We start from the raw sequence: 13970 nt of genomic DNA, 5'->3' as shown, positions 1-13970 counted from the left end.
CAGGCTACTGAGGAGTAGGCCTTCCCACCAGTTCCGCCGCGCCCTGCGTGAATTCCACGGAAGCGGGCTCCACGGAGGATTCTCCCCCGGAGCTTTGTCCCCCGGGCAACTCCAGCCGCACATCTGCCGGGTCAATGTCCTCAGGGTTGTGAGTGACCAGGACTACGGTGACGTCCTTGAGGCCGTTGCGGAGAATGGCCATCATTTCCCGTGCCGAGCCTGCATCCAAATGCGCTGTCGGTTCGTCAAGCAATAACACGGATGCTCCGGTCAGGAGCGTCCTGGCCATGGCCAGGCGCTGGCGTTCACCACCGCTGAGGAAAGAACCGCCGGGCCCGATGCGGGTGTCGAGCCCGTCCGGCAATTCTTTCACCACTGAGTCAAGCCCGACGTCGGCCAGGGCCTTGTGCATCTCGGCCTCGCCGGGCTTCGCTGCTGCCGGCCGGCTCAGCAGAAGGTTACCGCGGATAGTGGAGTCGAAGAGATGTGCTTCCTGGGGGCACCACGCCGCCGTGCCGGAGAGCTTCACAGTTCCTTCCGACAGCGGCAGGAATCCCAGCAGCACCGAGAGGAGCGTGGACTTCCCCGCGCCGGACGGGCCGGTCACGGAAAGCCAACGGCCCGGCCCGGCAACCGCGTTCACACCGGCAAAGACGTTCGGGCCACCCGGCCACGCCGCTGACGCGTCCTTCAGCTCCAGTCCTGGCCGAGCCGCCAGTCCTGCCCGAGCGGGACCATCATGAAGGTGCCGCGCGCCGCCGTCGTCGTCCTCTTTCAAGTCTTGCTGGTTTGAGTGCCGCTCTATCGGCCCGTGCTCTTTTGAGTCCTGCTCGCCCGAAAGGCTCGTTGGGCCGGGGGTGTCCAAAGCGCCGGATGATGCCACCCGGCCCAGGACGGCTGCGAGCGCCGGGGCCTGGCGTACCGCGGACACGATTCCACCGAAGGGTTCAACGAGTGCGAGTTGCATCAGCACAATGACTGCTGCGAGTTCGGGGGCCACGGTGCCGTTCAGCACGGCGGGTGCACTCAGGGCGCCCGCCCACAGTGCAGCAATCGAGCACGCCAGGACAATCGCGGCCTGGCCGAGCCCTTCGGCCCATGCCGAGCGCTGCGCAGAGAGGGTGGCGCTGCGGTCCTTGGCGCGCAATGCACTGAGGACCGGCTCCGCCACCCCGTTGGCGTTGAGTTCCGCACGGGCGTCAAGGGCTGCGGCCACTCCCCGCAATACGACTGAACGCATCTTTTGTTCGGCTTTGGCCGCGTTCTTGTCAGCCAGGACGGCAAGGGTTGGCGCAACGAGAAGGCCCGCCACGGCGGCCACCACAACAGCCGGCAGTGCCTCCGGCAAAACGATGGCGGTGGCGAGGATGGCTGCAATCCCTGTTCCGAGGGCAGTCACGGGCGGTAGGACAACCCTGGGAAGGAGGTCGCGGAGGGTGTCAACGTCGTCCACGATGGAGCCCAACACGTTCCCGCCTTGGAGAAGGCGGCGGAGGGAAAGTGCCCTGCGGCTCAGCGATGCCCAGAGCGCACCGCGGAGGCTGGTCATGGCAGCGAAGACGGCATCGTGGGTCAAAAGCCGCTCGCAGTATCGCAGCACGGCCCTTCCTATGCCGAAGAACCTTACTCCGACGATCGCGCCGAGCAGGTAGAGAATGGGTGGCTTTTCGCTGGCCCTGATGATGAGCCACCCGGACAAGCCTGACAACGCTACTGCGAAGAGGGCGGCGAGGACGGCCACTACACCGGCGGCGGCGAACTTCCAGCGCACGGGCTTCAGTGTCCGGAGAAGACCTTGCAGGCTGCTGGCCGAGGGAGCGGACGGGAGGTCGATTTTTGGTGCGGGGTCCTTCGAGGGGACTGTTGCGGCCGGTACAGCAGTGGTGGCCCCGTGCGAACTGCCCGCTCCGGCCGCTGAAGGCGTTGAGTTTCGGTGCTGTTCCCCTACAGCAACCACGTGGTCGGCGAGTGCACGGGTGGCGGCGTCGTGGGCCACCAGGATCACAGTGACGCTGCCGCGAAGCGACTCTATGGCGCGGCGGACCACGCTTGCCGAATAGTGGTCCAGGTGGGCAGTGGGTTCGTCGAGCAGGAGGACTGTGGCGCCGGCTTCCACGCGGGCCAATCCACGGGCCAGGGCAACCCTCCGCAATTCTCCGGGGCTCAGTTCCGCTGGATTCCCGGTTGCCAGGTGCTCGGCGGAGGCCTTCCGAAGGACCCGCGTGACGGCTTCGGCTGTGTCCCCCCGGTATCCCTCCAGATAGAGCTCAATCTCTGCTTGAACAGTTTCAGTGGCCATGACCGGGTGTTGCGGCACCCACGCCACTGTTCCCGGAGCTGCACCGCTGATGGTCCCGGCGACCGAGGCGCCCGGCCCTTGCCCGATAAGTCCGGCGAGGACGCCCAGGACTGTGCTCTTCCCAGCGCCGCTGTCGCCATCGAGGGCCGTGACGCGCGCTGGCCCGGCTGTGAAGCTGAGGGGCCCGACGGCGGGTGCGGACCTTCCGTGGTACGTCACCGTCAGTCCGCTCACCGCCACCCCGGCCGGACTCGAGCTGGACACCTGAACTGTGCTGAACACCTGAACTGTGCTGGATGCCTGACCCGAGCTGGATACCTGACCCGAGCTGGATGGGCCGCCCTCTTGCAGCCGATGGTGCGTGGGGGCGTCCAGTACAGCGTTGGTGGTCTCGAGTGCCGCCCTGCCGTCGTCACTGGCATGGTGGGCGGTGCCGAGCTCCCGGAGGGGAAGGTAGCAATCCGGGGCCAGGATCAGGGCCAGGAGCCCGGCTTCAAGGGCCATGTCGCCATGAACCAGCCGGACGCCGATGAACACCGCCACCACGGCCACTGAGATGGTTGCGATGAGTTCCAGGGCCAGCGCGGAGAGGAACGCAGTGCGGAGGGTGCCCATGGTTCGGGTGCGGTATTGCTCGGAAAGGTCTTCCAGTGCTGCCCGTTGCTCGGTTGCACGCCCAAGGCCCACCAGAACGGGAAGTCCTTTGGCGAGTTCAAGAATGTGGCCGGACAGTTTCCGGAGCGTGCTTTGCGCCTCCCGGACAGTGTCCTCGGTGTGCCTGCCGATCAGGACCATGAAGAGAGGCACCAAAGGAACCGTCAGGACGATCACCACGGCACTGACCCAGTCTGCAAAGAGGATCCGGGCTCCGATCAGCAAAGGGACCGTGGCGCAGTTCACGATTGCAGGCAGGTACTGGGTGTAATAGTCGTCCAGCGCGTCCAGGCCCCGCGTGGCCAGGATCGCCAAGCCGCCGTCGTTCATTCCCGCTACCGGTGACGAACCGGCGTCGGACAGGGAGCGCCTCAGCAGCCGTGCCCGCAGTTCCTCCTTGACGCCCAAGGCAGCCCGCCGGGACGCAATGCCTTGACCCCACACGGTCAACGACCTCAGGACAGCACCGGCCGCACCCCAGACAAGTCCGTTGTGCCAGTCCCCTGATCCGGAGGCGAGCCCTGCCAACATCCCCGCTACGGCCTGCGCCATGAGAACCAGGGACAGTGCCTTGAGGGCGGACATGAGACCGATGGCGTACAGCGCCGATCGCGTTGCCGGGCCGGAAGGGAACACGGGTTTCATGGGGCGGCTAGTCTCCCGCTTGGTTTGGAATGGACGAGGAACTGTCCTTGGATACCATCACTTTCGCAGCAATGGCGGGCAGGAATCCGTGGGCTTCAGGGATGTGGGCTGCGCTGACACGCCGCCGGAACACCCAGTACGTCCAGGATTGGTAGGCAATAACCAATGGCAGGCCAACGGCTGCAACGATGCTCATGAGGCCCAGTGTGTAGTCCGAGGACGATGCGTTGGAAATGGTCAGATTGAAGGCAGGATCGATCGTGGAGGGGATGACCACAGGGAAAGCCGCTCCAAAGATGGACGCTGTGGCGCAGACAATGAAGGCGCCCAGGGCACTGAAAGCCCGCCCTTCGGACCCCGCACGGGCCAGTCGCCAGGCCAGGACGACGGCGAGTACCGCGGCCGCCACCAAAGCCCAGGTCCAAGGCTTGCCGCTCAGGAACTGGACAGCCACCATCCAGCCGAACATCGGTAGTACGGCGAACGGCACCAATCGCACGAACCAGCGGCGGGCGCGGTGCCGCACGTCGCCGTCGGTCTTCAAGGCGAGGAACGCCAGGGCGTGAACCAGTGCGAACGCCACCACGCCGAAACCACCTAGGAGTGCGTAGCCGCTGAACCAGGACATGGGGCCACCAACACGGTCTCCATTCTCATTCAGGGGCAATCCCGTGGTGGTGAGCGCCAGTGCGGCGCCGATGCCGAAGGCGGCCAGGAAGGACCCGACGGCGATCGCCCAGTCCCACCGGTTGCGCCAGCGTTCTGAGTCCACCTTGCCGCGGTATTCAAAGGCAACTGCCCTGAAGATCAAAGCAGCCAGGACTGCAAGGAGCGGGAGGTAGAGGGTGGAGAACAGCGAGGCGTACCAGAGGGGGAAGGCAGCGAACGTGGCACCGGCTGCGGTGAGCAGCCACACCTCGTTGCCGTCCCATACCGGGCCAATGGTGTTCAGCAGTACACGGCGGTCCGTGTTGTTGCGGGCGAACAGCTTCATGAGCATGCCGACGCCGAGGTCAAAACCCTCCAGGAAGAGATAGCCGGTCCACAACACCGCGATGGCCACGAACCAGATGGTTGGCAACAGTTCCATTGTCATTACCCCTTGGCTTCTAGTAGGCGAATGCCAGGACGTCGTCGCCGGACTTGTCCGGGCCCGCGCCGTCGTCATTCTTGTCGTCTTGATCCTTGGAGTCCTGTGCATGCGCCAGTTCAGGCATCGCCGAGGCCACGCCCCCACGGATGTATTTGACCAAGAGCTTCACTTCCACCACCAACAGCACGGCATAGATGGCGGTAAGCACCACCAGCGAGGTCATGAGCTCACCTGCGCTGACGCCAGGCGACACCGCAGCGGCGGTGAACATGAACACTTGGTCGATGCCGTTCATATCCGGGTTGGGGGCCACCACGAACGGCTGCCTCCCCATTTCGGTGAAGATCCAGCCGGCGGCGTTGGCACCGAACGGGGCAAGGATCCCAAAGACGGCCAGCCGCATGAGCCACTTGGACTCCGGGACTGCACCCTTGCGGGTCACCCAGAGTGCCAGCAGGGCGGCGAAGGCTGCTATGCCACCGAAACCGATCATCATTCGGAAGCCCCAGTACGTAACTTCCATTACCGGAACGTATTGGATTTCCTGTCCGGCGCGTTCCCCGTACAAGGGATTGTCCGGCAGGTGGGTGCCGTACTTCTCCTTGTACTCACCCAGCAGGCTGTTCACACCCTTGACTTCGGTGGTGAAGTCGCCCTTGGCCAGGAAGGAGAGGATTCCGGGTACTTCAATGACAGCCACAATGTCGTCGCAGTTTTTGGCACCCAGGTTACCGACGCTCAGTACCGAGAAACCCGTGCCGTCGTGGCAGGCAGCTTCAGCGGCAGCCATCTTCATGGGCTGCTGCTCGAACATGAGCTTGCCCTGCAGGTCACCCGTAATGGCAGTACCCGCGAAGGAGATCATGGCCACCACTGCACCGATGCGCAGGGACGTCATCCACACTGTGTAATCGGTTTTGTCGCGACCCGGGATTGAAGCTTCGCCAGGGACCAACTTGCCGTCCTTGCCTACAACGTCCACGCCGTCGTGACGTCGACGCCAGAGGTGGTACCAGGCAATGCCCAGGAGGAAGGCACCCGCTACGGCGAGTGCACCGAACAAGGTGTGGGGCACTGCAACCAGCGCTGTGTTGTTGGTGAACACAGCCCAGGCGTCCGTCATCACCGGCCGGCCGTCCACCATTTCGACGCCCACAGGGTGCTGCATCCAGGAGTTCGCCACGATGATGAAGTATGCGGAGAAGACCGAGCCGATCACGGCGATCCACAAGCAGGCCAGGTGCACGCCGCGCTTGAGCTGCTTCCAACCAAAGATCCACAGCCCCAGGAAGGTGGATTCAACGAAGAAGGCCAACAATGCTTCGAGGGCCAGCGGTGCGCCGAAAACATCTCCGACGAAGCGGCTGTACTCGCTCCATGCCATGCCGAACTGGAATTCCTGGACGATGCCGGTGGCTACACCCATGATGAAGTTGATGAGGAAGAGCTTTCCCCAGAACTTGGTCATCCGCAGGTATTCGGGCTTGCCGGTGCGGTACCAGATGGTCTGGATGATGGCCACCACCAGGCCGAGGCCAATAGTGAGCGGCACCATCATGAAGTGGTAGACGGTAGTGATACCGAATTGCCAGCGTGCGATTTCCAAGGCGTCCATGGCTGTCCTTTGTGCGGTGGACCGAAGTACGATGACCTTACTTCTACGTCACGTAGAAAACTTCTCTTCTACACAGTGTAGAACAAACGGAGGCCGACGAAACCCATTCTTCAAGTGGCGTAACCCACGCGCAAGGGTCTTCCTCCGGAAGCGGCGCGCCGATAGTTCTACCTCACGTAGAATGAAGGTATAAAAAGCGGTAGATTTATTGTGGAATGTTGGATCATCGCTTCCGGCAGCAGGCACGCTGCACCGGAAAGCGGAAGGTAGGGACGAATCAATGGCAAGTCTTGGGGAACTGGAACGGGCAGTGATGGATCTGCTCTGGGCAGGCCAGGAGGCTGCAACTGCCAACACACTGCGCGATCTCTTGGCGCAGGATTCCGAGGCCGGCGACGGCACTGCGGGTCATCAAGGCAAGGACCTGGCGGTAACCACGGTCCTCACTGTGCTCTCGCGCCTGGAAAAGAAGGGTCTGGTGGAGCGCGAACGCGGAACGCGGCCGCACCGCTACCAAGCCGTTTCAAGCCGCGCTGACCACACCGCCGAACTCATGCATGAAGTCCTGGGCTCGGCTCCGGACCGCGAGGCTGTGCTTGCCCGCTTCATTGGTTCCGTCACCGAAAGTGAAGCCGCTACCCTGCGCAAACTGCTCGGCTACAATTAGCCACTATGTTCTGGACCTCATACCTGCTTGCGGTCCTGGCATTGATTCTGGCGTGGCCGGTACCCGTGCTGCTCTCGCGCGCACAATGGCCGGCGCGATCCCCGTTCACCGCCATGGTGCTGTGGCAGGCGATCGCTCTCGCCGGTGGCTTGTCCATGATCGGGGCCATGCTCGTCTACGGACTGGAGCCAATCGGGGACAACCTCATAGCAGGGCTCAAGAGCCTGGCCGGGATGGTATTCAACAACGAACCCACCACCGCGCTGGGCTTTTGGCACCTCTTTGCGCTCTCTGCAGCAGCACTGCTGACCGCGCATCTGGTCTTCACCCTGCTGCTGACCTATTACAAAATTGAACGCCAACGGCGACGCCACCGCGAACTGCTCGCCCTGCTGGCATCACCGTCCGACGACGGCCCCGGCACCGTGGTGATCAACCACGACTCCCCCGTCGCCTACTGCCTGCCCGGCGGCGCCCGATCCGTAACAGTGCTGTCCGATGGCCTCATGGCAGCACTGGAGCCTGCTGAGCTCAGGGCTGTCCTCATTCACGAAAATGCCCACCTGTCCCAGCGCCACGACCTCCTGCTGTGGGCTTTTGCTGCCTGGCGCCAGGCACTGCCCTGGTTCCCCACCACCCGGCTGGCCCAGACCGCCGTGAACTCACTGATCGAAATGCTGGCCGACGACGTCGCACTCCGCACCGAGAGCAAAGGCACGCTGATCAAGGCCATTGCCATTGTTGCCAGCGGAACCTCGCAGCCGGCCTTGGACGGGCATGTTCCTGGCGGCCAGGCACTCAGTGCTGGTGGCGCCGTCGTGGAGGGCAATGCTGTCAGCGCTACCGGCGGTGCCGACTCACCGCGCACGACGGCGTCCCGCGTCAGCCGCCTGCTCTCACCGAAGCCGCCGCTCACCAAACCTGTGCGCGTGCTGGTCCTCTTGGCCTCGGCCCTGCTGCTTGCGGTGCCCACGGCTCTTTTGATCGTTCCAGGGTTGCTGGGCTGACTTGCCGCGCGGCTCACACCGCAGCAGCCCTTCAGCAGCGCCTACTGGGGCAGCGTCGCGTCGTACACCAGGGACGCGTAGGCTTCCAGGGCTTCGGCGCATCGTGCCAAATGTGCAGAAGCGTCCTCCGCCTGGGACAGACGGAGGACATCGCGCGATTTCAGCTCCCTGAACCAGCGCCTCAAGCGCTCAAGGCTCTGCTCTTTTTCCTCCAGTTCGGCGAAAGTAAACTTCTCCCGTGAGATTTCTTTGGCTATCTCCTGCTCGAATTTGCCACAATCGGCCGTGAACTCTTTCCATTCCTCCAGCCGGGCTGCTTCGAACGCGTTACGGAACGTACCCGCCCCTTGATCCCGGGGCGCAGCATCCACCAGCGTCCAGGATCCTTCACCCTTCGCTACCAGCGCCTCAGCTCGGGAGAGGCCCTCATCAAAGGCCGGGTGGGCAGGGAGAACCCACGTCCCCGGCGACAACGGAACCGCCCCGGTCCGGCGCAACTCCCGCCACACGGCCACCCTGTGGCGGGAAGGCTGTGCAGGAACCTGGACCAAAATCAGCAGCCATCGATCATCAATCACACTACTGAATGTAGCAGCTGTTACATTCAGTAGTGTGAAAGCCCACCAAGCACTTCGTCCCGATATTCCGGCCAGCCAGCGTTGGCCCCTCTATGCCGCGGGCTTTACCACCGCCTTCGGCGCCCATGCTGTGGCTGCTGGCCTGGGGGCTGAAAGCGCCGACATCGGGCTCAGCTTGCTGACTCTGGGCGTCCTGCTGGCTTTGTACGACGTCGCGGAAGTGTTTCTCAAACCGGTCTTCGGTGCACTCAGCGACCGTATTGGACCCAAACCGGTCATCGTGGGAGGGCTGGTGGCCTTCTCGGCCGCCTCGTTGATTGGCTTGTGGGCCGATCAGCCCGCACTGCTCGCCGCTGCCCGCTTGGGGCAGGGGATGGCCGCCTCCGCCTTTTCACCGGCTTCGTCCGCCAGTGTCGCCCGGCTCGCAGGCGGAAAGACCGGACACTACTTTGGACGGTACGGCTCATGGAAAGGGCTCGGTTACGCCATCGGCCCACTCTTGGGAGCTTTGGCCATCATCATCGGCGGGTTCAGCCTCCTGTTCGGTATTCTGGCGGCGTTGGGCCTGGCGGTGGCTGCGTGGGCACTGGCATCGGTACCCCGCTTGCAGCCGCTCCCCCGCCCCAGATACACCATCGTGGATGTGTGGCGGCAGAGCACCGAGCGGTCATTCCTTGGGCCAACACTGGTACTGGCCGCCGCCACGGGAGCCCTTGGGGCAGCCGTTGGTTTTCTCCCTGCCCTGGCTGCACGGGAGGGTCTGGGGACAGCGGGCAGCGTGGCTGTCGTCACGGTGCTTGCGGTAGCCTCCGCACTGATACAGCCCCGCGTCGGACGGCTACGCGATCACGGAAAACTCGCCGACAGGCCAGGGATGGTGGCCGGCCTGCTCGCCATCTCGGCAGGAACCCTGCTGGCCGGAGTACTGCCCGGCGCGGTCTGGATCTACTGCGCGGCTGTGCTCATCGGCGTGGGAATCGGCGTTTCCACGCCTCTCGCTTTCGCCCACCTGGCCGATGCCACGCCCGCCGAACGCCTCGGCAGGACCATGGGCTCAGCCGAACTGGGCCGTGAACTTGGCGACGCCGGTGGGCCGCTGCTGGTGGGCGGTGTTGCCGTAGCGGCAGGGCTGCCCTGGGGTCTGGGAGCGTTGGCTTTGGTGGTGGGTGCCGCTGCGTTCGCCGCCCCCGCAAGCACCAAAGCAGCCACTGACGATGCCCCGGTTCCGCGGACCCCAAGCTAAGCGTCGATGCGTTCCCGGTCCAGGGTAGCTGCACCTGCAATGATGAATTCCTTGCGGGGTGCAACGTCGGAGCCCATCAGGAGGTCGAAGACCTCCTCGGCGCGCTGGGCGCTTTCGATCCCCACCTTCCGAAGAGTCCTGTGGCGCGGGTCCATGGTGGTCTCGGCCAGCTGCTGTGCGTCCATCTCACCCAGACCCTTGTACCGCTGGATGGGCTCCTTGTAGCGCTTGCCTTCCTTCGCGAGATTGGAGAGAAGCACGTGGAGCTCGGCCTCCGAATAGGTATAGATCATCTCATTGGCCTTCTGGCCAGGATTGATAACCTCCACCCGGTGCAGCGGCGGGACAGCCGCAAACACACGGCCTGCCTCGACCATGGGCCGCATGTAACGGAAGAACAGCGTCAGCAGGAGGGTCCGGATGTGCGCGCCGTCAACGTCGGCGTCGGTCATCAGGATGACTTTGCCGTACCGTGCAACGTCAATATCGAAGCTTCGACCCGAGCCGGCGCCTACCACCTGGATCAACGCGGCGCACTCAGCGTTGGACAACATGTCTCCAACCGATGCCTTCTGAACGTTCAGGATCTTTCCGCGGATAGGCAGCAGAGCCTGGAAGTCAGAGGACCGCGCAAGCTTGGCGGTACCGAGAGCCGAGTCGCCCTCTACGATGAACAGTTCGGAGCGTGCTACGTCATCAGTCCGGCAGTCGGCGAGCTTGGTGGGCATCGACGAGGTTTCCAGTGCGTTCTTCCGGCGCTGGGTTTCCTTGTGCACACGGGCCGAGATGCGCGACTTCATCTCCGCCACCATCTTCTCCAACAGGAGCGCGGACTGGGCTTTGTCGTTGCGGTTGGCCGAATTCAGCCTCGCGGATATTTCCTTCTCAACCACCTTGGCAACAATGGCCCGGACCGCGGAGGTGCCAAGGATCTCCTTGGTCTGTCCCTCGAACTGCGGCTCCGCCAGCCGGACGGTAAGGACAGCCGTCAGCCCGGCGAGAATATCGTCCTTCTCTACCTTGTCGTTCCCGGCTTTCAGCTTGCGTGCATTCGTCTCCACAGCTTTGCGGAAGGTCTTCAGCAAGGCAGTTTCAAAACCGGACTGGTGCGTGCCGCCCTTGGGCGTGGCGATGATGTTGACGAAGCTGCGCATGGTGGTCTCATAACCAATGCCCCAGCGCAGGGCGATGTCCACCTCACAATCACGCTCAACCTCGGCGATCTTGCTGTGCCCGTTTTCATCGAGCACGGGGACGGTTTCCTTGAACTTTCCGGACCCATGAAGGCGCCAAACGTCCGTCACTCCGGAATCGGCCGCGAGGAACTCAACGAACTCGGAGATGCCGCCGTCATGGTGGAACACCTCCTCATGGACGCCGGACTCCCCCGGCGTGCCGGCCAGCTTGCGTTCGTCGCGCACCGTGATCTTCAGGCCCGGCACAAGGAAGGAGGTCTGACGCGCCCTTGACGCCAGATCATCGTATGAGAACTTGGCATCAGGGGTGAAAATCTGACGGTCCGACCAGTAGCGCACACGGGTTCCCGTGACACCGCGCTTTGCCTTGCCCACAACATCAAGCACCGACTTCTCAACGAACGGTTCAAAGGGCGCATCGGGGCTGGGTTTTGCCCCGGCATCCACGAAACGTCCAGGCTCGCCGCGACGGAATGACATTTGGTACGTCTTGCTGCCTCGGTCCACCTGGACGTCCAAGCGGCTTGACAACGCGTTCACCACAGAGGCGCCCACACCGTGCAGACCGCCCGAGGCAGTGTAGGAACCGCCGCCGAATTTGCCGCCTGCGTGCAGTTTGGTGAAGACCACCTCGACGCCGGAGAGGCCGGTCTTGGGTTCGACGTCCACGGGAATGCCTCGACCGTCGTCGTGAATCTCCACCGAGTTGTCCGCATGCAGAATGACCTTGATGTCATGTCCAAAGCCGGCCAAGGCCTCATCCACGGCGTTGTCGATGATTTCCCACAGGCAGTGCATGAGACCGCGGGAGTCCGTGGAGCCGATGTACATGCCAGGGCGCTTTCGAACAGCTTCCAGGCCCTCAAGGACAGACAAATGCCGGGCGTTGTATTCAGAACTCGGTGCCACTCGCGGTGTGCTCCTTCGGGGTATATCTCGGGGGTACTTCCCAGCCGCCTCTGACTGGTAAATCAAGGCAAACACTGCCCGTACCAGCCTAGCCGGGGAAGGGAACAAGCCCCGTTTGCCACTCCACTGCAGGCGCAGCCTTCCCGGTTACGTTACGCACATGTGATACGCGGACAGCGAAAGTGACCCATCCTTGCCATGGATCTGCGTCGAATGCTGGTTATATGGATGTACAGAACTACTAAGGAGGCCGACATGACAACAGCAGTTGCAGACCGCACGCTGAACGCAGCTGATCGCTGTGACCGTTGCGGAGCCCAAGCGTACGTCCGCGTTGTACTCGAGTCCTCCGGCGGTGAGCTGCTCTTCTGCGGCCACCACGCCCGCGCAGTTGAAGCCACGCTCCGGCCCATGACTTCCGACTGGCACGATGAGACCGAGCGCCTCACCGAGAAGGCTCCTGTCCCCGTCGACTAGGCAACCCGGCTCACCGGACAACCGATGTGATGACATGACAAGGCTCCTCCCTTCAGGGAGGGGCCTTGTTGCGTTTAACTGGTTTCGTACCGAGAAGCTCAACTGAAGGCAGAAACTCAGCTGAATGCGCTCAAGAAAGTGGCCCAGCCGGAAATCCGGCCGGGCCACTTCCCATGACTCTGCTTGTTTAGTCCAGGTAGTCCCGAAGGACCTGCGAGCGGGACGGGTGCCGCAGCTTGGACATGGTCTTGCTTTCGATCTGACGAATGCGCTCACGCGTGACGCCGTAGACCTTGCCGATTTCGTCTAAAGTCTTCGGCTGACCGTCAGTCAAACCGAAGCGCATCGCGACGACCCCGGCCTCGCGCTCGGACAGTGTGTCCAAAACGGAATGCAGTTGCTCCTGCAGGAGCGTGAAGCTGACGGCGTCGGCGGGAACAACCGCCTCCGAGTCCTCGATCAGGTCACCGAACTCCGAGTCACCGTCCTCGCCCAGCGGGGTGTGCAGTGAAATCGGCTCGCGCCCGTACTTCTGGACCTCAACAACCTTCTCAGGCGTCATGTCCAGTTCGAGTGCCAGCTCCTCAGGTGTCGGTTCACGGCCGAGGTCCTGCAGCATTTGGCGCTGTACGCGGGCCAGCTTGTTGATGACTTCCACCATGTGCACCGGAATACGGATGGTGCGGGCTTGGTCTGCCATGGCGCGGGTAATGGCCTGGCGGATCCACCATGTGGCGTAGGTGGAGAACTTAAAGCCCTTGGTGTAGTCGAACTTCTCTACTGCGCGGATAAGGCCCAGGTTGCCTTCCTGGATCAGGTCCAGGAAGAGCATGCCGCGGCCGGTGTAGCGCTTGGCCAAGGAAACGACGAGGCGCAGGTTGGCTTCGAGCAGGTGGTTCTTGGCACGCTTGCCGTCGTGAATGACGAATTCAAGCTCACGCTTGAGCTTGGGATCCATGGATCCGTCGTCAGCGTTGATCTTTTCCTCAGCAAAGAGGCCGGCCTCAATCCGAAGTGCGAGATCAACTTCCTGCTCTGCATTCAGCAGGGCAACCTTGCCGATCTGCTTGAGGTAGTCCTTGACGGGGTCGGCTGTAGCGCCGGCCGACATGACCTGCTGGACAGGAGCGTCGTCGTCGTCGGCATCCGAGTAAACGAATCCCGAACCGGATGGCGCAGCCTTGTCCTTGGTGGCCGTAGCGCCGTCCTCGTCGTCTCCGACTTCCTCGGCAGCTGCGGGATCAAAGTCTTCATCCTCGCCGCTGGAGTCCTCAGCGTCAGAGCCTGAGGACTTGTTCGCGGCTTCAGCGGCGGCCTTGGCACCGGGCTTGGGTCCACGCTTCTTAGGTGCCGGCTTGTCAGAGTCGCCCTCTGAGGCCTTGTTGGCAGCACGTGTCGCTGCGCGCTTTGCCGATGTTGCCGCCTTCTTTTCCTCAGCGGACAATTCGGCCTGGGCGGCGGGTTCCTTCTCGACGGAAGACGGGGTCACAGAAAACCTTTCTAGCGGCGGTCTGTGGAATCACCATACGGGCAACACCACTATGACCCTGTCAAGTCCGCGATCAATTTCAAATGCAATCGCCGTCT

The 13970-nt window shown here is 63.0% G+C and carries 10 protein-coding genes; 4 read left to right on the top strand and 6 right to left on the bottom strand.

Features of this window, described 5'->3' with window-relative positions; all coding sequences use genetic code 11:
• Positions 1 to 4: 4 nt before the first annotated feature.
• The 3 genes from cydD to CQ020_RS05260 are packed head-to-tail and all read right to left on the bottom strand — an operon-like array spanning position 5 to position 6306.
• Positions 5 to 3598, bottom strand: coding sequence for a thiol reductant ABC exporter subunit CydD (cydD, locus tag CQ020_RS05270; protein ID WP_105690871.1), 3594 nt, complete (start codon positions 3596 to 3598; stop codon positions 5 to 7).
• A gap of 7 nt (positions 3599 to 3605) precedes the next feature.
• Entirely contained in the window at positions 3606 to 4688 is a 1083-nt protein-coding gene (gene cydB, locus CQ020_RS05265; RefSeq protein WP_105690870.1) for a cytochrome d ubiquinol oxidase subunit II, read from the bottom strand.
• A 19-nt stretch (positions 4689 to 4707) separates the two neighbouring features.
• Positions 4708 to 6306 (bottom strand): cytochrome ubiquinol oxidase subunit I, encoded by a 1599-nt coding sequence (locus CQ020_RS05260; RefSeq protein WP_105690869.1) that lies wholly within the window; start codon positions 6304 to 6306, stop codon positions 4708 to 4710.
• A 280-nt stretch (positions 6307 to 6586) separates the two neighbouring features.
• Here CQ020_RS05260 and CQ020_RS05255 point away from each other — a divergent pair, with 280 nt between their 5' ends.
• Positions 6587 to 6973, top strand: coding sequence for a BlaI/MecI/CopY family transcriptional regulator (locus tag CQ020_RS05255; protein WP_011774471.1), 387 nt, complete (start codon positions 6587 to 6589; stop codon positions 6971 to 6973).
• A gap of 5 nt (positions 6974 to 6978) precedes the next feature.
• The gene (locus CQ020_RS05250; RefSeq protein WP_105690868.1) at positions 6979 to 7980 is read left to right on the top strand and encodes a M56 family metallopeptidase; all 1002 of its coding nucleotides are present in this window, start codon (positions 6979 to 6981) and stop codon (positions 7978 to 7980) included.
• Positions 7981 to 8021: 41 nt separating this feature from the next.
• Here the strand turns inward: CQ020_RS05250 and CQ020_RS05245 are convergent, their stop codons facing one another.
• Positions 8022 to 8558: a Chromate resistance protein ChrB gene (locus tag CQ020_RS05245; RefSeq protein WP_105690867.1), complete on the bottom strand. Its 537-nt coding sequence runs from the start codon at positions 8556 to 8558 to the stop codon at positions 8022 to 8024.
• Positions 8559 to 8592: 34 nt separating this feature from the next.
• Between CQ020_RS05245 and CQ020_RS05240 the strand changes: the two genes are divergently transcribed.
• Positions 8593 to 9801, top strand: a complete 1209-nt coding sequence (locus tag CQ020_RS05240) for an MFS transporter (RefSeq protein ID WP_105690866.1) — start codon at positions 8593 to 8595, stop codon at positions 9799 to 9801.
• On the opposite strand, the gene CQ020_RS05235 is transcribed toward CQ020_RS05240, so the two are convergent.
• Positions 9798 to 11906: a type IIA DNA topoisomerase subunit B gene (locus CQ020_RS05235; RefSeq protein WP_105690865.1), complete on the bottom strand. Its 2109-nt coding sequence runs from the start codon at positions 11904 to 11906 to the stop codon at positions 9798 to 9800. The two genes, CQ020_RS05240 and CQ020_RS05235, sit on opposite strands and share 4 nt — an antisense overlap.
• 255 nt (positions 11907 to 12161) lie before the next feature.
• Between CQ020_RS05235 and CQ020_RS05230 the strand changes: the two genes are divergently transcribed.
• The gene (locus tag CQ020_RS05230; RefSeq protein ID WP_024820514.1) at positions 12162 to 12383 is read left to right on the top strand and encodes a hypothetical protein; all 222 of its coding nucleotides are present in this window, start codon (positions 12162 to 12164) and stop codon (positions 12381 to 12383) included.
• Between the two features lie 187 nt (positions 12384 to 12570).
• Here CQ020_RS05230 and CQ020_RS05225 read toward each other — a convergent pair whose 3' ends face one another.
• On the bottom strand, positions 12571 to 13872 hold the full coding sequence (locus CQ020_RS05225; protein ID WP_105690864.1) for an RNA polymerase sigma factor: 1302 nt from the start codon (positions 13870 to 13872) through the stop codon (positions 12571 to 12573).
• Positions 13873 to 13970: the final 98 nt, after the last annotated feature.

Source organism: Arthrobacter sp. MYb23 (assembly GCF_002979775.1).
Lineage (GTDB): Bacteria > Actinomycetota > Actinomycetes > Actinomycetales > Micrococcaceae > Arthrobacter.
This window is presented reverse-complemented; position numbering and strand designations above follow the sequence as displayed.

Coding starts and splice junctions, on each gene's coding strand:
- cydD (WP_105690871.1), bottom strand. CDS start 3,598: ATGAAACCCGTGTTCCCTTCCGGCCCGGCAACGCGATCGGCGCTGTAC.
- cydB (WP_105690870.1), bottom strand. CDS start 4,688: ATGGAACTGTTGCCAACCATCTGGTTCGTGGCCATCGCGGTGTTGTGG.
- CQ020_RS05260 (WP_105690869.1), bottom strand. CDS start 6,306: ATGGACGCCTTGGAAATCGCACGCTGGCAATTCGGTATCACTACCGTC.
- CQ020_RS05255 (WP_011774471.1), top strand. CDS start 6,587: ATGGCAAGTCTTGGGGAACTGGAACGGGCAGTGATGGATCTGCTCTGG.
- CQ020_RS05250 (WP_105690868.1), top strand. CDS start 6,979: ATGTTCTGGACCTCATACCTGCTTGCGGTCCTGGCATTGATTCTGGCG.
- CQ020_RS05230 (WP_024820514.1), top strand. CDS start 12,162: ATGACAACAGCAGTTGCAGACCGCACGCTGAACGCAGCTGATCGCTGT.